Annotated in this window: 28 protein-coding genes; 21 read left to right on the top strand and 7 right to left on the bottom strand. The window is 62.9% G+C overall.

Translation table 11 applies throughout. The annotated features are described in order from the left end of the window. Positions 1–2 precede the first annotated feature (2 nt). Both ACN0X0_RS01935 and ACN0X0_RS01930 read right to left on the bottom strand, forming a co-directional pair. Positions 3–626 carry a hypothetical protein gene (locus ACN0X0_RS01935; RefSeq protein WP_417277791.1) on the bottom strand — a complete coding sequence of 208 codons (624 nt, stop codon included), beginning with the start codon at positions 624–626 and terminating at the stop codon, positions 3–5. 142 nt (positions 627–768) lie between these two features. After that, positions 769–3,108 (bottom strand): hypothetical protein, encoded by a 2,340-nt coding sequence (locus ACN0X0_RS01930; protein ID WP_417277790.1) that lies wholly within the window; start codon positions 3,106–3,108, stop codon positions 769–771. 262 nt (positions 3,109–3,370) lie between these two features. Here ACN0X0_RS01930 and ACN0X0_RS01925 point away from each other — a divergent pair, with 262 nt between their 5' ends. Continuing rightward, a complete protein-coding gene (locus ACN0X0_RS01925; protein ID WP_417277789.1) occupies positions 3,371–5,650 on the top strand; it encodes a secretin N-terminal domain-containing protein in 2,280 nt (759 codons plus the stop codon). Between the two features lie 60 nt (positions 5,651–5,710). On the opposite strand, the gene sctT is transcribed toward ACN0X0_RS01925, so the two are convergent. Further along, positions 5,711–6,526, bottom strand: coding sequence for a type III secretion system export apparatus subunit SctT (gene sctT / locus ACN0X0_RS01920; RefSeq protein ID WP_417262994.1), 816 nt, complete (start codon positions 6,524–6,526; stop codon positions 5,711–5,713). A gap of 123 nt (positions 6,527–6,649) precedes the next feature. Between sctT and sctW the strand changes: the two genes are divergently transcribed. The 9 genes from sctW to ACN0X0_RS01875 are packed head-to-tail and all read left to right on the top strand — an operon-like array spanning position 6,650 to position 13,137. Further along, the gene (sctW, locus tag ACN0X0_RS01915; protein ID WP_417277788.1) at positions 6,650–7,840 is read left to right on the top strand and encodes a type III secretion system gatekeeper subunit SctW; all 1,191 of its coding nucleotides are present in this window, start codon (positions 6,650–6,652) and stop codon (positions 7,838–7,840) included. Positions 7,841–7,849: 9 nt separating this feature from the next. Continuing rightward, positions 7,850–8,230 (top strand): hypothetical protein, encoded by a 381-nt coding sequence (locus ACN0X0_RS01910; protein WP_417277787.1) that lies wholly within the window; start codon positions 7,850–7,852, stop codon positions 8,228–8,230. 57 nt (positions 8,231–8,287) lie between these two features. Then, on the top strand, positions 8,288–8,866 hold the full coding sequence (locus ACN0X0_RS01905; RefSeq protein ID WP_417277786.1) for a hypothetical protein: 579 nt from the start codon (positions 8,288–8,290) through the stop codon (positions 8,864–8,866). Continuing rightward, a complete protein-coding gene (locus tag ACN0X0_RS01900) occupies positions 8,856–9,854 on the top strand; it encodes a hypothetical protein (RefSeq protein ID WP_417277785.1) in 999 nt (332 codons plus the stop codon). The genes ACN0X0_RS01905 and ACN0X0_RS01900 overlap by 11 nt, the downstream gene beginning before the upstream one ends. A gap of 22 nt (positions 9,855–9,876) precedes the next feature. Then, a complete protein-coding gene (locus ACN0X0_RS01895; protein WP_417277784.1) occupies positions 9,877–10,806 on the top strand; it encodes a hypothetical protein in 930 nt (309 codons plus the stop codon). A gap of 1 nt (position 10,807) precedes the next feature. Beyond that, positions 10,808–11,341, top strand: a complete 534-nt coding sequence (locus tag ACN0X0_RS01890) for a hypothetical protein (protein WP_417277783.1) — start codon at positions 10,808–10,810, stop codon at positions 11,339–11,341. Positions 11,342–11,367: 26 nt separating this feature from the next. Continuing rightward, complete coding sequence (locus ACN0X0_RS01885) at positions 11,368–11,823, top strand: hypothetical protein (protein WP_417277782.1); 456 nt, start codon at positions 11,368–11,370, stop codon at positions 11,821–11,823. After that, a complete protein-coding gene (locus tag ACN0X0_RS01880; RefSeq protein WP_417277781.1) occupies positions 11,816–12,394 on the top strand; it encodes a hypothetical protein in 579 nt (192 codons plus the stop codon). The genes ACN0X0_RS01885 and ACN0X0_RS01880 overlap by 8 nt, the downstream gene beginning before the upstream one ends. Continuing rightward, positions 12,391–13,137, top strand: coding sequence for a hypothetical protein (locus ACN0X0_RS01875; RefSeq protein ID WP_417277780.1), 747 nt, complete (start codon positions 12,391–12,393; stop codon positions 13,135–13,137). Before ACN0X0_RS01880 ends, ACN0X0_RS01875 begins: the two co-directional genes overlap by 4 nt. Here the strand turns inward: ACN0X0_RS01875 and ACN0X0_RS01870 are convergent. From ACN0X0_RS01870 to sctV, 4 genes are read right to left on the bottom strand one after another with little or no spacing between them, the layout of a single operon-like run. Then, positions 13,112–13,747, bottom strand: coding sequence for a hypothetical protein (locus tag ACN0X0_RS01870; RefSeq protein ID WP_417277779.1), 636 nt, complete (start codon positions 13,745–13,747; stop codon positions 13,112–13,114). The two genes, ACN0X0_RS01875 and ACN0X0_RS01870, sit on opposite strands and share 26 nt — an antisense overlap. After that, positions 13,735–14,112: a hypothetical protein gene (locus tag ACN0X0_RS01865; protein ID WP_417277778.1), complete on the bottom strand. Its 378-nt coding sequence runs from the start codon at positions 14,110–14,112 to the stop codon at positions 13,735–13,737. Before ACN0X0_RS01865 ends, ACN0X0_RS01870 begins: the two co-directional genes overlap by 13 nt. Beyond that, positions 14,096–14,929: a MotA/TolQ/ExbB proton channel family protein gene (locus ACN0X0_RS01860; RefSeq protein WP_417277777.1), complete on the bottom strand. Its 834-nt coding sequence runs from the start codon at positions 14,927–14,929 to the stop codon at positions 14,096–14,098. Before ACN0X0_RS01860 ends, ACN0X0_RS01865 begins: the two co-directional genes overlap by 17 nt. Then, positions 14,929–17,037 (bottom strand): type III secretion system export apparatus subunit SctV, encoded by a 2,109-nt coding sequence (gene sctV / locus ACN0X0_RS01855; RefSeq protein ID WP_417277776.1) that lies wholly within the window; start codon positions 17,035–17,037, stop codon positions 14,929–14,931. The genes ACN0X0_RS01860 and sctV overlap by 1 nt, the downstream gene beginning before the upstream one ends. A gap of 168 nt (positions 17,038–17,205) precedes the next feature. On the opposite strand from sctV, the gene ACN0X0_RS01850 reads away from it, so the two are divergent. The 11 genes from ACN0X0_RS01850 to sctS are packed head-to-tail and all read left to right on the top strand — an operon-like array spanning position 17,206 to position 24,615. Next, positions 17,206–17,595 carry a hypothetical protein gene (locus ACN0X0_RS01850; protein ID WP_417277775.1) on the top strand — a complete coding sequence of 130 codons (390 nt, stop codon included), beginning with the start codon at positions 17,206–17,208 and terminating at the stop codon, positions 17,593–17,595. Further along, positions 17,592–18,149: a hypothetical protein gene (locus ACN0X0_RS01845; RefSeq protein ID WP_417277774.1), complete on the top strand. Its 558-nt coding sequence runs from the start codon at positions 17,592–17,594 to the stop codon at positions 18,147–18,149. The genes ACN0X0_RS01850 and ACN0X0_RS01845 overlap by 4 nt, the downstream gene beginning before the upstream one ends. A 4-nt stretch (positions 18,150–18,153) precedes the next feature. Further along, complete coding sequence (gene sctJ, locus ACN0X0_RS01840) at positions 18,154–18,936, top strand: type III secretion system inner membrane ring lipoprotein SctJ (protein ID WP_226550556.1); 783 nt, start codon at positions 18,154–18,156, stop codon at positions 18,934–18,936. Then, the gene (locus tag ACN0X0_RS01835) at positions 18,933–19,592 is read left to right on the top strand and encodes a hypothetical protein (protein ID WP_417277773.1); all 660 of its coding nucleotides are present in this window, start codon (positions 18,933–18,935) and stop codon (positions 19,590–19,592) included. The genes sctJ and ACN0X0_RS01835 overlap by 4 nt, the downstream gene beginning before the upstream one ends. After that, complete coding sequence (gene sctL, locus ACN0X0_RS01830; protein WP_417277772.1) at positions 19,589–20,203, top strand: type III secretion system stator protein SctL; 615 nt, start codon at positions 19,589–19,591, stop codon at positions 20,201–20,203. Before ACN0X0_RS01835 ends, sctL begins: the two co-directional genes overlap by 4 nt. A gap of 4 nt (positions 20,204–20,207) precedes the next feature. Next, a complete protein-coding gene (gene sctN, locus ACN0X0_RS01825) occupies positions 20,208–21,572 on the top strand; it encodes a type III secretion system ATPase SctN (protein WP_417262976.1) in 1,365 nt (454 codons plus the stop codon). Next, a complete protein-coding gene (sctO, locus tag ACN0X0_RS01820) occupies positions 21,569–22,054 on the top strand; it encodes a type III secretion system stalk subunit SctO (protein ID WP_417277771.1) in 486 nt (161 codons plus the stop codon). The genes sctN and sctO overlap by 4 nt, the downstream gene beginning before the upstream one ends. Then, the gene (locus tag ACN0X0_RS01815) at positions 22,054–22,713 is read left to right on the top strand and encodes a hypothetical protein (protein ID WP_417277770.1); all 660 of its coding nucleotides are present in this window, start codon (positions 22,054–22,056) and stop codon (positions 22,711–22,713) included. Before sctO ends, ACN0X0_RS01815 begins: the two co-directional genes overlap by 1 nt. Before the next feature lie 11 nt (positions 22,714–22,724). Beyond that, the gene (locus tag ACN0X0_RS01810) at positions 22,725–23,696 is read left to right on the top strand and encodes a FliM/FliN family flagellar motor switch protein (RefSeq protein WP_417277769.1); all 972 of its coding nucleotides are present in this window, start codon (positions 22,725–22,727) and stop codon (positions 23,694–23,696) included. Then, a complete protein-coding gene (gene sctR, locus ACN0X0_RS01805) occupies positions 23,689–24,333 on the top strand; it encodes a type III secretion system export apparatus subunit SctR (protein WP_417263098.1) in 645 nt (214 codons plus the stop codon). The genes ACN0X0_RS01810 and sctR overlap by 8 nt, the downstream gene beginning before the upstream one ends. A gap of 12 nt (positions 24,334–24,345) precedes the next feature. Then, a complete protein-coding gene (gene sctS / locus ACN0X0_RS01800) occupies positions 24,346–24,615 on the top strand; it encodes a type III secretion system export apparatus subunit SctS (protein WP_417263099.1) in 270 nt (89 codons plus the stop codon). Positions 24,616–24,617 lie beyond the last annotated feature (2 nt).

The following is a 24,617-nucleotide window of genomic DNA, read 5'->3' as shown; positions in this document are numbered from 1 at the left end:
GGTCAGCTCCCTTTCAGCGCATCGGCAATCGGACGGGTGCGCCGATCGGAGAATTGCTGTTGCAACAGTTGCTTTTGCGAATAGCGCAGCACATTCACGAATTTCGGGTTGCGGCGGGACATATGCGCGGCCCCCGACAGGTGCTTGCGGGCCTCTTTCAGATGACCGAGCGCGCCGTCGATGGTGCCCAAAAGCGCCAGAGAACGCGGTTCTTCGGGCCAGACGCGGGTCAGGAAACTGGCCACGCTATGTGCCATCTTGTTCTGGCCCATCGCATGCAATTGCGTGGCAAGACCATACAAAGACTGAATTTTATGTTCGGCCAGCGCCGCCGAGGACAAAAAAGCGGTCGCGGCCTGTTCGGCCTGACCGGCGGCGGCCAATTCGCAGGCGGTGAAATAGTTGGCGTCATTCCAGACATCGGGTTCTGCGGCGCGCAACATGTCAAGAAGCTCGAAGACCTCGAGGCGCGTCGCCCCGCTTTCAAATCGCACGCCCGTCGCTGACGTCAGGTCAGGGGTTTCGTGCTCAGGCAAAAGGCTGCTGATGACATCGGGCATGTCCAATCCCTCGAAGTCCGTCAAGGCTCCGGGATCCAGAACCCTGTCCAGCATGGTATTCAGCATATGTCCATTTCCTTGTTTGAATGGAACCGGCGGTTCGGACATGATTTCGCATCATCACACTGTCAGAGTTCATCTGTCCTATATTTATCATTTAACACACCCCGACGTCGATAAGTTCCGCAAGGCGTGGGCGGTGCGGCGCTTATTCGGACGTGCTGACCTTCCAGCTCAACCTATCCGGGTAAAGCGCGACCTGATATCCCGAGGTCAACCGCAACAGCACCCCCAGTTCGCCAATCGAAACGATGCGGCTGTCGAGGGTCGGGGCCGAGCCTTCGTGCAATTTGCGACCGTTTTCCAGCATGACGTAACGTGCGCCACTTAGATCGACACCGGTCATCACCAGAGGAAAACGCGGCGTGTCTCTGAAGATGTAATCGGCAAATCTGTCGTTGCGTTCGGTTTCCTGCAAAAAGGTCGAGGAGGTCGCGAGCCGCATCGAAAAGGGGCTGACCTCCTGCATGAGGCAGGCGCGCAGGCGATCCGGCGACAGCGCAGCTTCGAGAATTGTCTGACGGGTCGCGTCGTCGAACCCCGACAGATCGGCATCCCTCCCGAGGCTTAGAATATCGAGCCAGAGCATGACGGCGGGGAGCGTTTCGGCGTGCAGGCTGGCGCCGGGCCAACATTGTCCCTCTGTGGAGAGGTCGCGATACGGCTGGGCGGAGAGAGGGCGCGGCCCCCGCAAAAGGGTTTGGCCGTCTTGCAAGGCCGCCTGTTGGCGCTGCGCCAGATTGAACAGTTCCGGCGACAGCTGCGCCAGCCCGGGCAACAGGGCCTGCGCCGTCTCAGACAGCGCCAGATCCCCGGTGTCCGTCGCGGCAAAGAGACGGGCGCTTGCGCTCATCAGCTGTCTTGAGCGCGGATCGTCGGGCGCACCGACCGGGAAGCGTTCGTAATCGGTGCCCGTTGCGGGCAGGGCGCTCAGCCCGGTTTGCGCCTCTGTGTTGTCCTGAAGCAGGGCGGCAATCGTGCCCGCGGCGGCGGAGCCGGGCATCGCAATTTGAGGGGGGATACCTGCGGAGGAGAATTGCCCGGCCTGAAGTGCCGACAGGCTGGTCACCCGGCCGTTGGTTGCCGACGCGACGATGGCATCGACCACATCGGGGTTGTTTGCGGCGTAATCGGAAATCACCGAGGCGATCAGCGGCGGCACTGTGGTGCGCGTCGGGGGGCTGTTCGGTGCGCCACCGCTTGCGCTCTCTGCCTCGGAAAGCTGCGGGTCACTGTCTGGCGTGAACGGTCCAAACACCTGATCCGGGCCAAGGGTCACGCCATCGGTGAGCGATTGTGACGAAAGCTGTCGTCCGCCCAGAGCCCCGATGATCTCGCTCTTGCCGACCACGAGAGGCACGGAGTTGTCGCTGACCGGCGCGTTTTCCAGCGTCACGAAAGACCGAAGCGGCACGTCGTTGGCAAAGCGTTTGGCGTAGGCCTGTACGAAACCGACCCAATTGTCGGCCTTTTCCGCAGGGATCACGCCGGTGGTCTCGATCAGCATGCCATCGAGGCGGGCGATCACCAGATCGGTCAGGGACAGCCGGTTGATCAAGGCTTGCACTTCGGCAAGATAGGTGCCGGCGGTGCGGATGTCATTTTGCACGGCGCTGAGGCCAAAGACCTGTGTGCGAATGGTCGTGACGATCTCATCGGTCTCTGCCGGATCGAGGTGCACACCTGCAAGCGTCACCACACCATCCGGCGCCAAGGAGGCCGTGAGATTGGGGTCTTGCGCGCTCAAAAGCCCGTCGATGTCGGCCTGCATCGCGTCGAGGGCCCAGATCCGCCTGTGGACGTTCAATCCGGTCTCGGCGATGGCATTCTCCACTGCGCGCCGTTCTGCCGCGCCGGGCACATAGCCGGTGACGATGAGCCTGCCGTCGGCTTCGGCGGCGGCGTCCAGCTCTGCCGGGAAGGTCAGGGACGCAAGCACGCTGCGCAGCGTGGCGATCTCGCCTGCGGTGTCGGCCGATTGCGCGGAGGGCGAGGTTTCTTGCGGGGATTGCAAGGCGACCCCTGCGACGCCGAGCCCCAACAGAACCACGAGTGCCGCCGCCGAGGCTGGCATGGTCCAGCCTTCCAGTTTCGGCAGCGACCAGGATTTTGCGTTTTTCGAAGCCTGCGCGGCTGAGGCGCCCGGGATCAGAAGTTCCGCCCAATTTGCGCCTTCGACGCCCAAGGCAAAGCGCGTGGTCGCGGCGGTCACCACGTCGAGCTGGGCGATCTCGCGCCAGTCCTCGCCGCCCGGTTCGATCACCAGACCCGAGGCCATGGAGAGCGGTGTCCCCAAGGCTTGCAGCGCGATCTTGCTGCCGCTCACTCGAATGCGCCCCTGAAGCGCGGGCATGGCGATGTCGATCAGCCGCAGGTCGGCATCCTCGCCCGATCCGAAACTGTAAACGCCATCGGACAGCGCGACCTCGGCGCCGGATTGGGTGCCGTTGAGAAGTTTGAGAATGATGGTGCGGTCGGTCTCTGACATGGTGATCTTTCGCCCCCTCCGGGGTGCTGCGCGACGGCGCATTGCGGGCTGATTTGCGGGCTGAAGCTAGGGAAAGCGGGGCCTTGCGTCCACGTCTTGTCCCTTTTCGCGCGACCGCTGGTGACAAATATCACTTGTGGACCGACGGCATGCGCCGGGGACCGTAGGATCACTTTTTTCCTCCCCAGAGGCCGATATAGTTGCCGCAAAACAAACGGGCGCTGTTTCTAGTGGTGCATGCGTCGTGGCAGGAGTTGAGAATATGGGCATGAACGGTTTGCGGTTTCTCGGGGCAATGTCCCGGCCGTTGCGATATGGGGTCGTGGGCGTCTGTTTTTTGCTGGCCTCTTGTACGACGTCGGGCACAAGCTCTTCCGGTGCCGCGCCGCAACTGGTGTCGGCGCATCCGCGTGGCGGCGGGCCTGAGGTGATCACGGTCGCCCGCGATGAGACCGCGCTCAAACGCTTTTTCTCGGCGCAGAACCTGCGCGAAACCGTGTTCTCCGCCCAGCCCACGCCGCGCCTCGCCTCCTCAGGCGCCCAGCCGACCGGCTTTCTCGACACCCGTCAACTGAATGCGCCGGGGGTGACCGGCGCCAATGCCGAGGAGCAGTTCAACTTCGACACCTCCATGTTGGTGATCGAACCGCTGCGTCGGCAACAGATCATCGGCGGCGAATGGCAGGCCGATCTGGGCCGTGGCCCACGCGTGGCGCTGGACTACACCAACGAGCCGTTGCGCAACGTGACGGAGAATGTTCTGGGCGGCATTCTGGGCGTGAACTACATCGTCTCCGACACGGTAGAGGGCACGGTCACCTTCCGCTCCGAAAGAGAATTTTCGAAATCCGAGCTGTTGCAGATCCTCTCTGACATTCTCGCCAGTCGCGGCTATCTGATCCAGTATTTCAACTCGGTCTATCACATCGGGCTGCCCGAAGAGTTGGAGCAGCTTACAGGGCTTCGCGGACGCAGCACGCTTGAGAGCGATCAGACCTATGTTATTGAACTGGCAGGACCTTTGCCGGAAAACCTTGCCGAAGTGGCGGGTTCTTTGGTGCCGCCGGGCAATGTTGTGGCCGCGGTGCCGGGCAGCAACAATCTTGTGGTGCGGGGCGATCCGTCGCAATTCCAGTCAATCGAAGACATGGTGCGGATGCTGGCCGGGCGTCCGGGGCGGTCGCAAAAGCTGGCTATTTTGCCGCTGCGCCATGCCGCGCCCAACATTGTCGCGACGCAAATGGGCGATGTCTATGCACAGCGTGGGCTGGGCGACGCCTATTTCCTGCCGATTGAACAGCGCAATTCGCTTTTGATCGTGGCCGAAAGCCAAGCCGCCGTGAATGCCGCGCGCGAACTGGCTGTCGGTCTCGATGTGAACAACCGCGACGAGATCGGCCTTCGGGTGATCCAATTGGCGCACCTCGATGCCACGGAAGCCGCAGATCAGCTCAACGAGATTTTCGGCGGCACCGGGCAGGCGGGGGTCACGAGTGAAACCACCGGTGACATCTCGGACATCGTGACGGCGGCCTCGGAAATCGCCAATTCGGGAACGTCGGCGCGGGGGGTGAGCAGGAATGGCGCCAATGCGCCACGCTTCTTGCGCAATGGTGAAAGCGAAGACCAGGACGAGGCCGCGCCTGCGCCCCGTGTGGTGTCCGGCAATGCCGTCACCTCGCCGGTGCAGATCACCGCGAACACCCGCAACAATGCCCTGATGGTGCGCTCGACCTATGCCGATTTCAAACGCATCAACAATGTGGTGCGGGTGCTCGACACGCCGCAATCGCAGGTGGTGATCGAGGCGACCATCGTCGAGGTGACGATCAATGATGCGCTGCAATATGGCGTTCAGGCCTTCCTCGAGACCAGCGGCGTCTCCGTGCGCTCTTCCAGCTCGACGGCGGCCTCTGACAGTGGCGGGGCTGGGTTCTCTGCCATTTTGGGCAAGGACAGGAACCGGCAGCTGGTGCTGAGCGCCTTGCAATCTGCGACCAATGTCAAAGTGATCTCTTCGCCCTATCTGACGGTGACGAATGGCTCCATGGGCCGTCTCGCGGTGGGCGATCAGATCCCCTATGTCACCGCGTCCCAGACCTCGAGCTCGGGCGGCGATGTGGTCGTGACACAAGAGGTGCAGGCCAAGGATGTCGGTGTGATCCTTGAGGTCCAGCCGACGATTTCGCCCTCCAATGGCGTGACGCTCGATATTTCGCAAGAAATCAGCAGCGCCGCCTCTATCGAAACGGCCGCCGGGGCGAACCCCATCGTGTCTCAGCGCAGCGTGCAGAGCCAGGTCAATGTGCAATCGGGCGACACGATCCTCTTGGGCGGGCTTATTCAGGAGCGCTCGGAGAACAACGAAAGCGGTGTGCCGGTGCTGCGCAAAATCCCGGTGCTGGGCAATGCGTTCAACCAGACGGAAAACACCCAGGTGCGGACCGAACTGTTGATCCTCCTGACCCCGCGCGTGGCCCGCAACAACAGCCAGATCAACGACCTGACGCGTCAGTTGCAGTTGATGTCTGCGGCGAATTGATCGCGGACGGATGTCTGATCGGCACGCCTCTGTCTTGAGAGGGGCGTGCCGTGGTCGGGCTTATTGCGCCTGACTTGCGACGCGCATGATGGTGTAGAAGGTCTCGAGAAAGCCCCACATCTGATCCTCTTGCCCCAGCGCATAGCGGAACAGGAGCGGGATGTAGAAAATCAGGATGAACACGGCGATGGCGCTTTTGATCGGCATCGCGAGGATAAAGACCTGAATTTGCGGCGCAAAGCGGCTGACCATGGCCAGCGCGAATTCGGCCAGAAACATGATCGCGATCACCGGCCCGGAATAAAGCACGACAAGCATCATGCCGTGGTCGAGCACGGTGAGCAAAAGCTCGGGAAAATCGGTGATGGCCAGTGGCAGGGCCTGAAAGATCGGCCAGCTCGTGTAGGACCGGTAGAGCATCTGGATCATCACCAGAAAGCCACCGACCGAGAAGAAATAAGTGATGAAAGCCTGCGAAAACAGGATGCCGAGGGGCGAGGCCTCATGGCCCTGAAGCGGGTCGATGGAGGAGGCGATCGCGGCGCCACGTTGGTTGTCGATGTAATTGCCCGCCGCCTGCATCGCCCAGAACATCCAGAACACCAGATAGCCCATGACAAAGCCCAGAGCGACCTCCTTGGCGAAATAGATCATGAACAACCCGGTGTTGTCGCGCAGCGCTGGCGCAAAAGGGATCGCAAGCGGCGTGAGTGGCAGGGCGATCACCAGAATCGCGACATTGCGCGCCATGCGCGGCACGGCGGTCGGCGCAAGCAATTGCGAGGCCGCGACAAAGGCATAGGCGCGGGGCAGGCACAGCAAAAATGCCGCCAGCATGTGTTCGCTCTCGCGAAACAGGGCAACGATCTGATCCAAGCTAAAGGTCCCTTTTTGACATCTGCATCATGCACGCGCGCGCGCGCGTGACTTGTGTCGTCTGACACCGCGCTGAGGGTCAGGGGCGTGCTAGCCTGAGGCGACCAAAATGAGGGACCCATTGTGAGCATCACCTCCGCCAGAGAAACCGTTCAGAGTCAAATCGCGACCCATAATGCCGCATCTCCCGTCGGCAGTGACGTGATGGCAGGGCAGGCCGGAAAGTCGCGTCTGTCCGGCGAAAGCGTGCAGGTTTCGCCCAGTCAGGCCGACATCACCGATGCGCTCGAAGAGCTGGGCATGGCGGCGGCCACGCGTGGCAAATCCGATCTCGACAAGATGAAAATGCGGCGCGGCGCGGCGGCCAACCTCGATGCGCTGGGTCGTATCGCGGAGTATTACGACAAGCTTCCCGACATGCCATCCGACGACCGGCGCCGTGAGTTGGTGCGGGAGTTTAAGGGCTATGAGGAACTGTTCCAGAATGGCGGTGACGGCTCGAATCTGCCGACCGCCGAAGACCTGCGCGAGCTGTTGCAGAGCTTCGATGGCGACATTGCACATCAATTCGCAGCGCTTGAGAATATCCGTGAAGAGGCGGTGCAATCCGGCGCGCCTCAGGCCTATGTCGCGGTGCTCGACACCCTGCGCGAAGACATGCGCCGCCCGGAAAACGCCCGCGAGATCATGGCGGGGTTTGCCTCGGCTGGACAGGCGCAGAAACTGGCGGGTGAGCTTGGGACAGAGCCAGAAGCCTATCGCAATTCCTACCGCGAAATCCTGCGCGAGACGCCCAATCTCGGGCGGTTGTTCGGTGCGTTGCGCCAGTTCGATCTGACGCAGAACTACGATCAGGTGATCGACAGTTTCATCGCCACAGCGGGGGCGGATATGTCCAGTTTCGGCCCCTCGACCGATGCGGTGCAATTGGGCGGCGTGGTCGCCGAGCTGTCCAAGCTCAAAACCCTGCGCACTGTGCTCGATATGTCCGTGACGGTGGGGGCCACGCTGGATCGCATGTGCCCACCGGACGGCAAGGCCGCCCGTCCCGATGGTGAAGAGATCGCTGCGCGGATGTTTGGTTTTTCCACGATGCCGACGCCGTCGATGGCCGAGGCCGAGAAATTGATCAAGCCCTATGAGGCGGAAGAGGCCGAGGTGCCGGTCGCGGCGATCAACCTGTTGCGCGATCTGCATGGCCAGTTGCCCGATGCGGTGATGCCCTCGGATGCGGCGCGGCTCGGCCAGTCGCGCATTCTCATGACACTCTCGGATCGGCTCGTCGCCGCCGAAGACGCCGCTTACGAGGCATAAGGACACAGTATGACAACGCTTTCCAGACCGGCGACCTCCGCCGTGAGCCGTTTCGCCGAAAATATGGGGCTGACCGCTTTGCCCGCCACGGACGGCAGCTTTGGCTTCGATTTCGAACGCATGGGGCGGGTGTCGATCACCGGCTCGGAGAGCGGCGATGTGTTGGTGTCTCTGACCCGGCGGCTATTGCTCGACGGGGTGCAGAACCTCGCGCATTTGGCCGGGCAGGCGGGGATTTCCGATCTCGACGGGCAGGTGATCCATGCCGCGCGCAACCGCTATGACCAACCGGTGCTGATTGCCCGACTGCGTGAAGAAGAGCTTGAGACCTCGCGCATCGAAACCGTGATTTCCGATCTCGACGGGCGGTTCGCAGCGCTCGGGTGGTGAGGCTTTGGTGTGACCAATGTCACCCGGTATTTTTTGGCGCGCAGATAAGGTGACCGCATGACACAGCGCACTGCAGAGACATATGTGGCCGAACTCCTCGCCCCCGAAAACCGGGAGGCGGTCGAGGCCATTATCGCCGCCACTGAACGGTTTGAGGTCGAGTCCGGCATGGCCGAGAACCCCGTCTATCAGGGGCTGAAAGAGGGCCGGACCCTGGCACAGATCCGAGGGATGAGCCGCGAGGACCTCGAGGTGCTCTACGGCTACGGCTACACGCTTTTGACCCAGAAGTTTCTCGACAAGGCGTTGGTGATTTTCAGCCATCTCGCGCTGATCGATCCGCTGGAAGCGCGCAATCACTATTGCCTTGGCGCCTGCCTGCAACAGCAGGGCAACATGCGCACCGCGCGCGACGCTTTTGCGACGTTCATCGCATTGGACGCCACCAACCCCGAGGGGCTGATGCGGCTCGGGGAATGTTTGCTGGCGGAGGGGGATCGCGAGGCGGCTGGCGATGCGTTCCGGCTGGCGCTCGGAGAGGCCGAGAAAGGCCATGGCACGGCGAAATCGCGCGATGCGGCAGAGGCCCGGATCGCGATGCTTGACTTGACGACGGGAGACCAGAATGCGGATTGAAGATAGGGGGCCGCTCGGCGGCACCGGTGCGCTCGGCCCGGATGCGGAAAAAGAACGCGAGGTGCGCTCCAAAGGGACGTCGGGGGCGAGCGGTGCTGTCCCGGACGCCGTGCGCCCGAGTTATGCCAGCATGCTGGAGGGCCTCGCCGCCTTTGCGCCCACCGATCTGGGCACGGATTTCGAAGCACGCCTGGCAGAAATCGCTCAGAAAATGCAGGACGCGAAAGGCGAGGCCGATATGGATCGGTTGAGCAACGAACAGGAAACCAAACGCAACCAAATCCAGGAAAACCGGGACCGGCTCGATGCCGCGCAGGGTAAGATGGAAGGCTCGGCTGTGGCGGATGATGCGGGACGTGTCAGCGCCATCATCGGGTCTGTGGCGGCGGGCCTCGGCGCTGCGGCCATGATGGTCGTCGGGGCGGTCGTGACAGCCGTGCCGGGGCTTCAGGTGCTCGGTGGGGCCATGTTCATCGGCGGCATGTTTATGGCTGCGGGGGCGATCAATGGTCTTGTCGCAGGGGCCAGCGACAGTGGCATGGGCGTGACTGGCAATTTTCTGACCGCCATCGGGGTGGAGGACGACGTGGCTGCGGGCTGGGATATGGCGGCGACCATCACCTTGGCCGTGGGGGCCGTGGTCTCCGCCGTCGTCGGGACTGCGATCTCGGGGGGCGCGGGGGCACCTGCGGCTGTGGGGGCCATGCTGACCTTGGTCAATGCGGTCAACGCCGCGACATCGAGCGTCACGGCGGTCGCGACCAGCACCTCTGGCCTTGTCGCCAATGCGCTGAGATCCGATGCCGCTGAAATGCGCGCCCAGACCCAAGAGTCGCAAGCGGTCATCCAACAGATCGATGGCCTCATGGAAGAACTGATGGATTTCCTGAGAACCTCCACGGACCAAGTCAACGCCTTGCTCGACAGCGCCATGCAATTGCACCGCGACACGGGCGACAGCCTGTCACGCACCCGTTTCGCCGGGTGAGACATCACGAAAGGATACGATCATGCCTATTCAATTCATTCCCGGCCTTGGCGCAACCACCGGTGCTCAGCCCTCGCAATCCGAAGATATGGCCCCGACAAAGGGGGATGCACAAGCCGGCGCAGGGGCGCTGAGTTCGAGCTCTCCGCTTGAGGAGATGAGGGCCCTGTTCGAGTCCGCTCTCTTGAACAACGGAAATCGCGCGGGCCAAGACGGGGCCGCGGGCGGTGCTGGCGCGGAATGGGGCACAAGCGATCTCTTTTCTGACCCCAATGATTTCGATTTGAACGGCAGCTTTGGACGGTTGGAAGCGGCCGCAGAGAAACTGACCCAAGCCGGGATGGATCCGCTTGAGGTGTTGAATGAGCTTCTGGGCGAATTGGGCGCCGCCGAAGATCTTGCGGCGCTGATGATCGAATTTGCCTCCATGGGGCGTCAAAACGCGCTCGATCAACGTCTCAGCGCGCGCGATCAGGCGCGGGCCGATCTGGAGGGACAGGCGCAAACCATGCGCGAGGCCGCCGTCACGCAGCTCGTGGTGTCCGTCGTCTCGACCGCCGCCGCCGTTGGGGCGTCGGTCGTCTCCTTCAAAGGGGCGGGGCAGGCCGGCAAGCTGGCTGGCGCTGCGAAAGACGCTTCTATGGAAGGGGCATCAGAGATGTCCACGGCGCTCAACACGCAGGCCCAGAATGTCAGCACGCGGGCACAGGCCGTGTCCGGGTTGATCAATGCGGGCTCCTCTGCGGGCGAAGGCGGCGGCAGTATGATCTCGAAGAACATCGAAGCCGGGGGGCAGGAACTGGCCGCAAAAGCGCAGACCGAACAATCGAATGCCGAATTGGGCAAGAGCGTCATGGACGATTTCAAGGACTTGGTGCGCTCCATCATTCAGTTCCTGAAAGATCAACAACAGGCCGAGATCGATCGCATGGCCACAACCACCCGGATTTGAGATGCAACGCAGTTTTCCGTCTTCGCGAGGCCCCGAGGTTGCCGATGCCGTGACCCACATCTGGCAGGTGCTGGGCCTCTCCGCTCCGATGGAGCCGATCGGCGCGCGGTTCGATTTCGAACTTGAGGACACGCCTGTCGAGATTGCGCGCACCCCTGATGGGGCGGCGCTTCGGATCACCGCCACGCTCGGTCACCTCGCTGGCGACCCGCATCTGTGCGAGGATCAGCTGTCTCGGCTTTTGCGGCTCTCGCTTGCGCTGGTCGGCGTGAACCGTGCGGTGCTGAGTTTTCCGGCGGGGCAGGATGCGGCACGGATCGCCGAGCTGTCGCGCCCGGATCATGCGCCCGAGGCCGTCTATGCGGAGATCGTGATCGCCGAGGCCGCAGAGGCGGTCGAGGCGCTGCGCGAGTTGATGCAGTGGCGCAGTTTTGCCGGGGATCTCATCGCGCCGGTGGGCCAGTCCCCCGACGCGGGCGCCGCTGTGGCCCCTCAGGCGCCTGACCCTGCCGATATGGTCATTTTCCAACCTTGAACCCCCTGCCGATGAGAAACTCTGACATGTCCCCTGATACCCTGCCCATTGGTCTCGCCGCTCAGTTTGGCCTGTCCCGCAACGATCTGTTGCCTGTCGCCCGACAAGCGCGCCAGAAATTGAACAGCGGCCAGCCGAAAGAAGCGCTTTCGCTGTTCGGTCAGCTGGTGCTGGGCTGCCCCGATGATCGCGATTTTCAGATCGGTCTGGCCCACGCCGCTCTGGCCTCAGACGAGCCTGAGCTGGCGCTTCAGGCTGCGACGGCGGCCATCGTTTTTGAGCCGACCCGCGCGGATGGCTATCTTTTGTCGGGCCGTGCCTGTCTGGCCCTCGAAGAGTTCGGCGCGGCCGAGGAGGATTTCGCGGAGGCCGTCACCCGCGCTGCCACCACCACGCCGGAGGGCGAAAGCCAGACCGCCATCGGCCAAGTGGCGCAGAGCTGTCTGGACGCGCTCAAGACTGCTTTGATGGCGCATGGCTGATCTCAATCTGACCCAGGACTTAACCCATGACCTGACCCCGGCGGAGCAGGTGGCGATGCGGCAGGCTCTGGTGGGCCTCGCCGGGCAGACGGGGTTTGCCTATGACCGTGTGTTCGACGCTCTCACGGCGGGGCAGAGCCTTGTCGAGGCGCTGAACCTGCCGCCGGAGATTGTCGATTTACTCTATGCTCAAGCCTTCGCGCGGTTCAACGCGGGCGATATTTCGACGGCTCAGAGCCTGTTTCTGGCGCTCACGCTGATCGCGCCGGAGGTGCGGGATCATTGGTTGGGCCTTGGCATTTGCTTGCGGCGTTCGGGCGAGGCGAAGGGCGCACCCGAGGCGGCGCAGGCCGCGTTTCTCAGGGCCGAAGAGATCGCCCCCGACGATCCGGCGGTGCAGTTTCACCTGACCGAGCTGATGTGCCAGCGCCGGGACTGGCGTGGGGCCGAGGGGCATCTCAAACGTTTCATCGCTTTGCCCGAGACGGCGGCGCGGCTTCGGTTGATCCCGGAGATGCGCAAACTCGCCACCCTGCTCGAAACGCAACTGACGCGCAAAGGCAAAGCATGAGCGGGCCGGAGGGGCTTTCCGATCTGCTGCACGCCGTGCTTCAGCGCGAGATTGACCGGCTGGACATCGATCGGCCTGAAAATGACCGGCCTGAGAATGACTGGCCTGAGAACGACTGGCCTGAGAACGACTGGCCTGAGAACGACTGGCCTGAGAGGGCCGACATCGAGACAGAGGAGGGGGCGACCGCTGAGATCGCGCCCGGTCTCGGTGCGCTGTTCGTGTCACATTTTCCCGCAATGGAGAGGTTTTCCGAAGGGGCGGCCCTGAGCCTCTCCGAGCTAAGCCCGCCCGTCGATTGGCGCGATACGGACGGTGCGGCGCCGACGGCCTTTATGGAAACGCTTGTGGTGCTGAACGCCGCCATGGTGCCCGGCTGGCCCTTCGCGTCGAGCCTGCTGCGCGATGCGCCGATGCTGCCTCTGCCTGTGAAACCCGTGGTGTCCGAGCCGGGGGGCGAAATGTCAGAGAAAGAGCGCACACAATATCTGGCCAGCCTCATGGCCCCCTATCGCGAGGCGTTGTTGCGGCTGCGCAAGCTGTTGCGCGACATCGAACGGCTGGACCCGGCGGAGGCGGAAGGCGCTTTTCGGGCTTTGATGCAAATGCTTGGCATGGTGGCGCAGGCGGTGCGCGAGGCCTTGGACCTCAAAGATGCCGGGCTGCGGGTGGCTGAGGAGTTGGCGCTGGCCAACCCGTCGCCGCAAGGCCCCGGATCTAAGCGGCATCGCTACCGGCTTTGAGCGCGCGCCGCCTCATCAACCAGAGCAGGGCGCAAAGCCCAAGAGCACATCCAAAGAGGTTGCTCAGACGGAAAACAAGGGTTTGAAGCCGCGGCCAGAGTGCGGGCGAGGCGGATGCCTCTTGTTCACGTGGCATCACATCGCCTGCGCCTTGATGCAAGAGGGTCGCCAGACGCGCTTCGAAGCCGTCACGCGAGGCGCCGCTGTTCGCGAGGGCCAGAAACCCCTGACGCCAGCCTGCGGGTGTGGCCAGAGCTTCGGGGACGGTGATTTCGATCCACTCCTGCCCCTGCAGGGTTGCGGCAGCCTGATCGTAATGCGCGTGCGAGAGGACGAAAAGGAGACCTGGTTGCGTCGGATCGGGCCACTCTGACACCGGGTGCAGACCCGTCTCATCGAGATCGTAGACCGTCACACCGGGGTGCAACCGCGCCCAAAGGGCATCGACCAAGGCGGCGGGGCCTTGGGGCGTTTGCCGATGGCCCGCCGCGTTGTTAGGCGGAGGCATGAGCGCGACCAGCGTCAGGGCCACCATCGAGACCGCCAAAAGATTGGCCGCCATATCGGGAAGCCAGCGCCACGAACTTTGGGGCGGGGTCACGGCGCGCATGACAAGTGCCCCTCGGACAGATGACGCTCGCAGGCCGTGCTGCGGCGGATCAAGGTGATCTCTTGCCCGCCAAGCTGCGCCAGACGCGATTCCGTCAAAAACGCCGCTTCGCGCCCGTCGGGGTCGATGATCAATGTGACGGGGGCGGTTGTGAGGAGGGCCGTGCTGAGCGCATCGAGGGGGATGTGCTTGGAGGGGGAAAGCCAAAGCCCGGTTTCACTGGCGATCCAAGAGGCGGTGGGGGCGGGGGCTTCGCCGTTTGGCAGGACGCGCAAAAGCGCCATGAGCACCATCAACACGCCCGCCAGCCCCAACATCACATCGGCGCCGATCAGCGTGGGGAAGGCGTCACTCTTGCGCCGCATCTTGATCCGTTTCTCGATCCGATTCTCGATCTGCTTGGGGCACAAAGGTCTCGACCAGCGTCAAGACCATGGCACCGCCCAGCCCAATCAGCGTGGTTTCAAATGCACTGCCCAGCCCGCGCAGCATCTCGGTCAGGGCGGGGCCATCCGGTGTGCCGCCTGCGAAAATCTCCGGCAGGGCGGACAGCGCGGTCATCAGGCCAAAGATCGTGCCGAAAAATCCCAAAAGCGGCAGAAGGCTTGAGAGCACAGTGGCAAAGCGTTCTGTGCGCGGGGTCCAGTGGCCTGCGAGCGATGCGGTGACGGTGAGCGACAGTGCCGAGAGAAAGGTGAGCCAGAGGCAGAGATGCACCGGGGTTTTCAACATGTAGGGTAAGAGCGCGGGGGCGATCAGGCTGCTGAGGGTGGCGAGGCCGAGGGTAAGCGCGGTGCCAAGGACCCCCCCGTCGCGCGGTTGCGGCGCCTGCGTCGTGAGGCGGGGCAGCCAGATTGTGAGACACAAGAGAAACAGCGGCCAGGCCTGAAAGCGTGACAGGTCCGGCGCGGGTGTGCCTGTCGTGCCCCAAAGCATTGCGACGGCGGCCCCGATGGCGAGCAGGGCCAAGAGGTGATCGGTCAGGTTTTGCAAGGTCGGGCGCCAGAGCATCCCGCCAATTTCGGCGATCACGGCCAAAAGCGCCAAGGCATCGAGGCCCGCGCGCAGAGGGTCCGGCACCAGCCCGCGCCCCAAAGCGTAAAAGATCAGTGCCAGCGCCGAAAAACCGACCCGAAAAGGGGCATCGTTTGGGCTGGGCCCGGGGGCTTGGCGCGCCGACATCAGGACAGCTCGATGCGTTCGAGCGGCTGAATGTTCACCTGCGGGCTCAATTCCTGAAACGACAGAACTGCCAAATCGGGGAATTCACGCTCGACGATCTTGCGCATGAAACGGCGGATGTCCATCGGTGCGAGCACCACGGGTTTAAGCGTGTGACGGCTCAGATCGCCCACGGTCTTGCGCAGGGCCGCGACCAGTTTCTTATGCGAATCCGGCGACAGCGTCAGATAGGAGGCGCCCGAGGTCTGACGGATCGCGCCGCGCACCTCATCCTCGATGGTTTTCGACAAAAGATAGGCCGAAATCACACTTTGGCCGCCGGCGAATTTATGCGTGATGTAGCGGCTCAGAGCCGAGCGCACATGTTCGGTCAAAAGGATCGGGTCCTTTTCGCGCTGGCCCCATTCGACGAGCGCCTCCAAAATGGTGCGCATGTCGCGGATGGAAATTTCCTCCATCACCAGACGCTGCAAGACATCGGCGATGGTGATCACCGGCAAGGTGCGATTGGCCTCGCGCACCAGTTCCGCGAAGTTCTTTTCCATCTCGCCCATGAGATACATGGTCTCCTGCACGCCGATGAATTCCCCGGCGTGGGATTTCAGCATATGCGCCAGATGATAGGTCAGGATCGCGGGCAGGGTGAGGGTCTGAATATCGGCCTTTTGCAGCAAGGGCTCGTGTTTCGCCGCCACCCAGAGGCTTGGCATATTGGGCAGGAAATCGTCGCCGCGCTCGAAGGGAATGTTGAACATTTCGAGATTGGCAGGTGTTTCGCGCACGATCATGTAGCCGGGGCGAGAGCGACCGACGGCAACGGGTATCTCATTGACCAGAATGCGATATTCGTCTTCGTCGAGCCGGTCGTTCAGGCGCAGGTGTACCCCCGGAAACGGCACGCCGAGATCGAAATAAAGCGCACGGCGGACCTTTGCGACCTCGGCATCGAGGCGGCGGGGTTCGATATAATTGCGCACCGAGGTCGAAATGTCGACGATCAGCGGCACGGTGAGGGCAAAGGTGACCGGCTCGACCTTTTCGATCGGCTCGGCCTTGCTGTCTTTCGGCAGGGTCGGCAGTTTGTCCGGCTGATTGGCAGGGGCCAGAGCGGGCATGAACTGGCTGGTTTCCATGTCGGACAGCTTTTTGCGGCCCTTGGTGATCAGCACGCTGCCGACGCCCGTGAGCGCGGCCAGACAGAGGAACACCATCGTGGGAAAGCCGGGAATGGCGGCAAAGCCCAACAGGATGCCAGAGGCGATCAGGAGCGCCTTGGGCTCGTTCATCAACTGACGACCGATGTCGGTGCCGAGGTTTTCATTGTCGTCAGAGGTCACGCGCGTGACGATGAAACCGGCGGTGATCGAGATGAACAACGCCGGAATCTGGCTCACCAGACCGTCGCCGATGGTCAAGATCGCATAGACGCTCACCGCGTCGCCCGCGCTCATGCCGTGTTGGGTGGTGCCGACGGCAACGCCGCCGATGATGTTGACGAAGATGATGATCAACCCGGCGATGGCATCGCCTTTGACGAATTTCATCGCCCCGTCCATGGCGCCGTAAAGCTGGCTTTCCTTTTCCAGCTTGCTGCGGCGGGCTTTGGCGTCCTGAATGTCGATCATGCCGGCGCGCATGTCGCTGTCGATGGACATTTGTTTGCCGGGCATGGCGTCGAGCGAGAAACGCGCGGACACCTCGGCCACGCGTTCGGAGCCTTTGGTGATCACCAGAAAGTTGACGATGGTCAGGATGAGAAAGATCACCGCGCCGACGACGAGATTGCCGGAGACCACGAAATTCCCGAAGGTCTCGACGATCTTGCCCGCATCCGCCTGCAACAGGATCAGTCGCGTCGTGGTGATCGACAGGGCGAGGCGAAAGAGCGTGGTCAGCAGGAGGATCGAGGGAAAGGCGGAGAATGCCACCACCTCGGAAAGGTAGATCGCGACCATCAGAAGGATCGCGGAAATACTCAGGTTGATCCCGATGAGCACATCCACCAGCTGCGTCGGCAGCGGCAGGATCATCATGAACACGATACAAATCAGCAGAAACGCAAGGATAACGTCATTGCGTTGCGAAAGTTTGGTCAGAAATTTCTGCACCGGGGCCCGTCCTTGAAACATAGGAAATCTGGGCGCGAAACGCCCCTGTTTCGGCCGGTGTATCCGCGCTGCGCTCTGCGCAAGTGTGTCAAACTTCATTCCCGATCTTCGGGAGCTGTGGCAGGTCGGGTTCATAATTCGTAAACGAACGGGACAAAGAGCGTGGGTATGAACCTTGACCGCGACGCCGCACGGCTATTGGCCGAGATCGGTTTTCTGGGAATAGGCCGGGGCGAAGGTGCCGCTGCGGCCAATATTTTCGCGACCCTGCGCCTGCTGCGCCCTCGGGACGATGCCGGACCCATCGGTCTGGCGCTTGCCGCGCTTGGGGCGGGGGCCTGCGATCAGGCACAGGACATTCTCGCGCGCGCGCCTCAAACCGAAGCTGTGGTGGCCTTTGCCGTCATGGCCCATGCGATGGGCGGGGATCGGGCACAGGCGGATCTGTTGTTCGAGGACCTGCGCGCCATGCATCCCGACGCAGGGCTTGTGGCCATGGCCGAGGCGGCGCTTGCCGGGCCCGGCGCGGATCAGGAATTAGAAGGACAGGTTGGATGACGATCACCACTGAGCTGGGACAGTCCGTCCTGACACTCACGCAACCTGCCTCCGGAGCTTCGGCCTCGGGCGGCAGTCTTGCCAATTTTGAAACCGCGATGCGCAAGGCTTTGGCCTCGCAAGATGAGGTCGCGCCTGCCGGGTTCGAACCGGTGCAACTGGCGCAGACCGGCCCTTTGACCGACGTGCCGCAGGCGGGGGCGATTTCTCCCGTTGGGGCTGCGGAATTCGACCCGCTGAACGCCCCCGTTGCGCCGCAACGGATCGAGGGGGCCACCGCCGCCGACACCCGCGCCGCCAGCGGACTGGGTGTCGTGGGGGCTGCCGAGGGCGCGCCGGGACAGACCATTCTCTCCGGGCTCGAACGCCTGCGCGGGGCCTTTGACGGCAAGATCGGAAGCGTCGGCGCGCGGATGGAAAACACCGAAATGAGCGTTCAGGCCATGGTCAGCCTGCAGGCCGAGGTGGTGGAATATTCCGTGCTTGTGGATGTGTCTTCGAAACTGGCGGGCAAGTCGACACAGGCGATGGACAGCCTGATGAAAGGCCAGTGACCGTATGAGACGCCCGCTTTTTCGCAGCACGGCTACGGCCCTGACGGCGCTTTTCCTGCTGACCGCCTGTCAGACTGAGATCTATTCCAACGTCTCTGAGCGCGAAGCCAATGAGATGCTCGCGGCGCTTTTGGCGCAGAACATTTCCGCCTCGAAAACCGCGATCGGCGACGGTGTGTTTTCGCTCTCCGTCGAAGAAAGCGAATTGCAACGGGCCTTGACCGTCCTCGACAACAAAGGTCTGCCGCGCAGTTCGCGGGAAACCATCGGTCAGGTGTTTTCCGGCGGCGGTATCGTGTCCTCGCCCTTCGAGGAACGCGTGCGCTACATCTATGCGCTGGGGGAGGACGTGGCTCAGACCCTGCAGGAGATCGACGGTGTTCTGGTCGCGCGGGTCCATATCGTGATGCCCGAAGAGGCGGCGCTGGGCCAGGAGGCGAAACCCGCCTCTGCGGCGGTCTTTATCAAACAACAAGCGGGCTATGATCTCGATTTTCTGGTGCCGCAAATCCGCCGTCTGGTCGCCAATTCGATCGAGGGCGTGAACTATGAGGCGATCACCGTGGTGTTGGTCGAATCCACCGCCGAGGATATTTCCGCGATGCCCGATGCGGTGCCGACCGTGCGCACCATGGGGTTGGAGATCGGGCGTGGATCGGCCACGGCCTTGCGCACGGGGGTGATCCTCGGGACGCTGATGTTGATTGCCGCGCTGGCCGGGGTGGCGGCGCTGGCTGTGATGAACCATCGCCTGCGCAAGGCTGCTCCCGCCGCCGAGGAGGCATGATGGCGCTGGCGCTCGACACTGAGAGGGGCCGCGCGACGCTGCGCCTGTCACGGCTTTTGGCCGATCCGCTCGCCGTGTTGCCGGAGGGTGCCGTCGCCGTGCCGGGCCTGTTTCGGGCGCCGGGCTTTCGGGCTTTGGCCCCCAAGGCACTGGCCGGCACATCCGCAGGGGTCTTGCTACGTGAGATTGCCGAGGCGACGCGCCGTTTGCCGGATCGTTTGGCGCCCGAGATGACGCAGGCGCTGGCCTTGGCCCTGGCGCCCGAGGGGCAACAGGCCAAGGCCCGTCGCTATCTCGCCGCCGCCATCCATGCGCCGCGTCTGCGCGCCGCGCTTTTGAAAACCGAACGCGAGGCTATGACCGCTTTGCTCGGGGCGGGTGCCTTTGATTTTGCGCTGCGCGAAGGCGCGGTGTTCTGTCATCATCTCGCGCGTTTCGACGAGAGGGCGCTGCTGACCGGCGCAGATTTTGCGACCCATCCGGTGGCTGAGACCGCGCATCGGCTGATGGCGGCGAGCCTCGCCGCAAGCCTGCCGGTCGCGGGCCATGTCTATGCGCTGCGCAGCACGGGGGCGCCGCTGAGCGATCTGCCGGAGCTGACAGAGCTTGAGATCAAACAGGCGCTCCGCGCGATGGAGCGGGGGAGAGCGGCATGAGCGACGTCTATCGTTTGAACTCTTTGGGCCTCTCCATTGCAGCGCCCGACGGCATCCTGCGCGCCGAAACCCTTTCTGAGATCGCGGGCGCTGAGGCCTTGATCCGCACGGCCGAGGCCGAAGCTGCGGCGATCCGCAAAGCCGCTGAAGAGGTCTATGAGGCCGAGAAAGCGCGTGGTTTCGCCGAAGGTATGGCTGAGGCGGAGCGTCAGGCCGCCGGGCGGATGGTGAGCGAACAACAGGCCATCGACCGGCAATTGGCGACGATGGAGCGCGATCTGGGCCATTTGGTGCATGACTGTGTCACGCGTGTCATCGAACAATTCTCCGATCACGAGTTGACGCTCGATCTGGCCCGTTCGGCGCTTGCGACCATGCGCAACCAGCGCCGCGGGCAATTGTTCGTGTCCCCCGATATGGTGGATGAACTGCGGGCTGCGCTTGCGGGGGTGTTGGATGAATTTCCTGAGATCGAACTGATCGACGTGATTTCCGATCCGGGGCTGGAAAGCCCGAACCTGCGGCTCGAGACCGATTTGGGCGTGGTGAGTTTCGTGCTCGACGACACTTTGGCACAGCTGCGCAGCCTTCTTGAAATGCAGGAGGGCTAAGCGGGTGTTGGACGAGACCGAGATGCCGCATCGACCGAAAGCCGACCTGTCGCGTCTGGCCACAGCGCCCGACCGGCTGCGGGCGCGGGCGATGCGCTGTCAGCCGTTTCGTTTGACGGGGCGGGTGAAAAAGGTCGTCGGCACGATCATTCACGCGGTCGCCCCCGAGGTGCAGGTTGGCGAATTGGTCAATCTTTACACCCGTGAGACCGGCCATCGTCTGGCCGCCGAAGTGGTTGGGTTTTCCGGCGCCGAAGCACTTTTGTCGCCGATTGGCGACACGCAGGGCATCTCGCCCTCGACCGAGGTCTATCCCACGGGTCAGGTGCAATCCGTCGCGGTGGGCGCGGGGCTTGTGGGGCGTGTGCTCGATGGCTTTGGCAATTTCATCGACGGGCTCGACACACCGTTCACACCCGAGGCCCATGTGCCGGTGTACCGGGCGCCGCCCGACCCGATGAAACGCCGCATCATCGACAAGCCCTTGTCGTTGGGCGTGCGGGCGCTCGATGGGCTTTTGACCTGTGGCGAGGGCCAGCGCATGGGGGTTTTCGCGGCGGCGGGCGGCGGGAAATCGACGCTGTTGTCGATGCTGGTCAAGGGCGCGGATGTGGATGTCACGGTGCTGGCGCTGATTGGTGAACGGGGCCGGGAGGTGCGCGAATTCATCGAGCACGATCTCGGACCGGAGGGCCTTAAACGTGCGGTGATTGTGGTCGCGACCTCTGACAAATCCTCGATGGAACGCGCCAAAGCCGCCTCCGTCGCCACGGCCATTGCCGAGTTCTACCGCGATCAGGGCAAGCGGGTGCTGTTCCTTATGGACAGCGTCACGCGTTTCGCCCGGGCGCAGCGTGAGATCGGTCTGGCGGCTGGCGAACCACCGACCCGGCGCGGCTTTCCGCCCTCGGTTTTTGCCACTTTGCCGCGGCTTCTGGAGCGCGTGGGGATGAGCGAACACGGGTCCATCACGGCGCTCTACACGGTGCTGGTCGAGGGCGACGACATGAACGAGCCGGTGGCGGATGAAACGCGCTCGATCCTCGACGGTCACATCATTTTGTCGCGCAAACTGGGGGCGCAAAACCACTATCCGGCGATTGATATTCTGGCCTCGAAAAGCCGGGTGATGACCAAGGTCGTCGATCCGGAACATCGCAGCATGGCTGGGCAGGTCAACGAGTGGATGGCACTGTATCAGGATGTCGAACTGCTTGTGAAGATTGGCGAATATCAAAAGGGCAGCGATCCGCGCACCGATAAGGCGATCGAGAAACACGATGCGATCCGCGATTTTCTGCGTCAGCAGACGGACGATCTGATGCCCTATGACGAGACGCTGGCCAAGCTGCGGGAGTTGACCCGATGATCATCCAGTTTCGCATGTTGCGAGAGGTCAAAACCCTGCGTCAGGACAAGGCGATGCGGGCGCTTGAGGCGGCGCGCAGGGCGCTCAGCGAGGCCGAAGAGCGCGCCGAGGCGCTGAGCCGTTTGGTGGAGGAGAGCGCCGCCAGCCTGCCGGACCGTGAGCGGGCGTTGTTTACGCCGATCCTTGGCAAGGCGATCGGCACGGAAGATGTCGATGAGGTTAAAACCCGGGTGCTGGCCCTGATCGAGGAGCATCAGCGGCTCAGTGACCGGCGCGACAGGGCGCGAGATCATGTGCGCCGCTGCCATGAGCGGCTCAGCGCGGCACGTGTCGAACTGCGCAAACGCGAGGCGGAGTGCGAAAAGATCGACACGCTGTTGGACGAGATGTGGCGGGGCGCGCAAGACGCGCTCACCGCAAGTGAAGAAGCCGAAATCGAAGATGTGTTCAGCCGCCCGCGCGGCATGGGAGGGCTGCACTGATGGAAGTGAGATCTCAGACTCCGCAGGATCAACAAGAGCGTGGGCTGGAACAGGATGGCTCGGCGCGTCAGCCGATGCAGCAAGGTCTGCAACAGGGGATGACCCGTCAGGACGGCCGTACCGCGCAGGATCAGCAGGCGGCATTTGCAGAGGTTCTGGGGCAGGCGCTGTCTGCCCAGCCTCTCGCGACGGCGCGTGCGGCGGAAGACGCGCTCGAGGAGCTCGTGACGTTGGCGCCTATGGTTGCCTCGCCGCTTTCTGTTCCCGTGCCTGCCGTGGCCGCCGCACAAAACGCCCCGCATCCCAGCGCCTCTGCGCAGGCGGTGCAGGTCGCGATGGAGGGGCTTGAGGCCAAACAAAGCGTGCCGACGGCCGATCTGGGGGGGCTGCGCTTTTCGCTTGGGACGGAGATCGCGGGGCTGCGCGAAGCAACGCTCTCGATGACGACCTCCGCCATCACCGTGACGCTGCACAGCGCAGCAGGCGCGAACCCCGCAGAGATCGCCGCCGTCGCGCGCGACATGGCGGCGCAAATGCAGCTGCGCCACCCGGACAAGACCGTGCGTGTGGTGTCGGATCGCGAAGAGGAAGAGGTGCGCGGCGAGGCGGAGTTTGACCCGTTCCGTGGCCCGGTGACCGGCAGCAGAGGTGCGCGATGAAAGATGTGCGGATGGATATTCTGACACTCACGGATCAGCTTTCGATCTGGAATGCCGCCTGCGGTTTTCTGGGCCGGGCCTTGCCCTTGGCCGGTGGCGCAAGCGTGATGCTGCGCCTGTCTGAGCCCTGCGCTGAGACGGCGTTTTGGTCCGAAGAGGCGAGCAGCGGGATTTGTGCCCGGCTCGAGATGTTGGATTTTGCCGGTCTGACCGGTGAAGCCTTTGATATGGCATCGCTTTCGGCTCTCGATCCCGAGCTCTCAGACGAGATCGCCCGCGCGGGTCTGGCGGCTCTTTTGCCGCTTTGGGGGGCGGGCGATCTGCGCGTGGCTCAGGCGCCTGAAACGGCGGAGCTATGGCTGCGTGCGGCGATCACCCATGCGGGCGGCGGTACAAGTGCGGTGCTGCTGGCGGGGTCACAGGCGGCCTTTGTGCGGGCCTTGGTCGCGCGCGGGATCACGGAGCTGGCAACCGCCTCGAACGAGAGCCTGGCCGCGCAGATCCCGGTGCCGGTGACCTTGGAGAGCGGCGGGCTTGAGATGCGGATGGGTGCGCTGGAAAGCCTGCGTCCGGGGGATTGCCTGATGGCAGGGCCGGTGCCCGATGCCTGTTGTCTGCGCGCTGGACGGTGGCGGATCGAGGCGCAAAAAAACGAAGAAGAGTGGAAGGTGACGAGAATGAGCGATGCGCCCGAGGATATGCCGGTCGCGACCCAACCGGTCGAGCAGAGCGTGGCGACAGAGATCGGGGACATCCCTGTCACCGTTGCCTTTACCATCGCGGAGGGCGAATTGCCCTTGTCTGCCGTTTCGGCGCTGACGCCTGGCGGTGTGTTTCCTTTGAGCCCGCCCGCGACCGGGCCGGGGATCGAAGTGGCGCTGAGCGTGAATGGTCGCAAGATCGGCACGGGGCATATCATCACCCTCGATGAGCAGCCCGTGGTGCGGATCGCGAGCCTGTTTGGAGCGGGCGGGGATGATTGATCCGCTCAATCTGATCCTTGCGCTGGTGGTTGCGGGGCTTGTGCCTTTTTTGGCGGTGGTTGCCTCCGCCTTTATCAAAATCTCCGTGGTGCTCCTTTTGGTGCGCAACGCCTTGGGGGTACAGCAAATTCCGCCGAATATGGCGCTCAACGCGTTGGCGATCATCATCTCCGGCTACATCATGGCGCCGGTCTTTGTGGAGACCTTCAACATTCTGTCCAACGGCGATTATCGCTTTGACAGTGTCGCGGAGGTACAGCGCACCTTTTCGGCCGCCAAAGACCCGCTGTTGAACTGGATCAATCTGCATTCGGACGAACGCGAACGGACCTTCTTTGTCCTCGCGGCGAAAGAAATCTGGCCCGAGAGCCTGCAAGCCAGCGCCAATGCCGACAATCTGGCCGTGGTGCTGCCGGCCTTCGTCGTTAGCCAGCTGCGCGAGGCCTTCGAGATCGGCTTTCTGCTCTATCTGCCCTTTATTGCCATTGATTTGATCGTGTCGAACATCTTGTTGGCGATGGGGATGATGATGGTTTCGCCGCTCACGATTTCACTGCCGTTCAAGCTGTTTCTCTTCGTCATGGTCGATGGGTGGTCGCGGCTGATCCTCGGTCTTATTCAAACCTATGCGGTGTAGGAGGGCAGGGCGATGACACCGGCTGAGGCCACAAATCAGATCACCGAAGCGATGATGCTGGTCATGATCCTGTCGATGCCGCCGATCGTGGTGGCATCGCTTGTGGGGATTGTCGTCAGCCTGCTTCAGGCCCTGACGCAGGTTCAGGAACAGACGCTGTCCTTCGCGATCAAACTGATCGCCGTGGCGATCACCATTGCGGCGATGGCGGGGATTTTGGGGGCTGAAATGTTGAACTTCACACAGGGATTGTTCGACAATTTCCCCAGAATGGTCAGGTAGCG

It is taken from the genome of Celeribacter sp. (assembly GCF_048270365.1).
GTDB lineage: Bacteria > Pseudomonadota > Alphaproteobacteria > Rhodobacterales > Rhodobacteraceae > Celeribacter.
The sequence above is the reverse complement of the archived record's forward strand: the minus strand, read 5'-3'. Positions and strand labels throughout refer to the sequence as shown.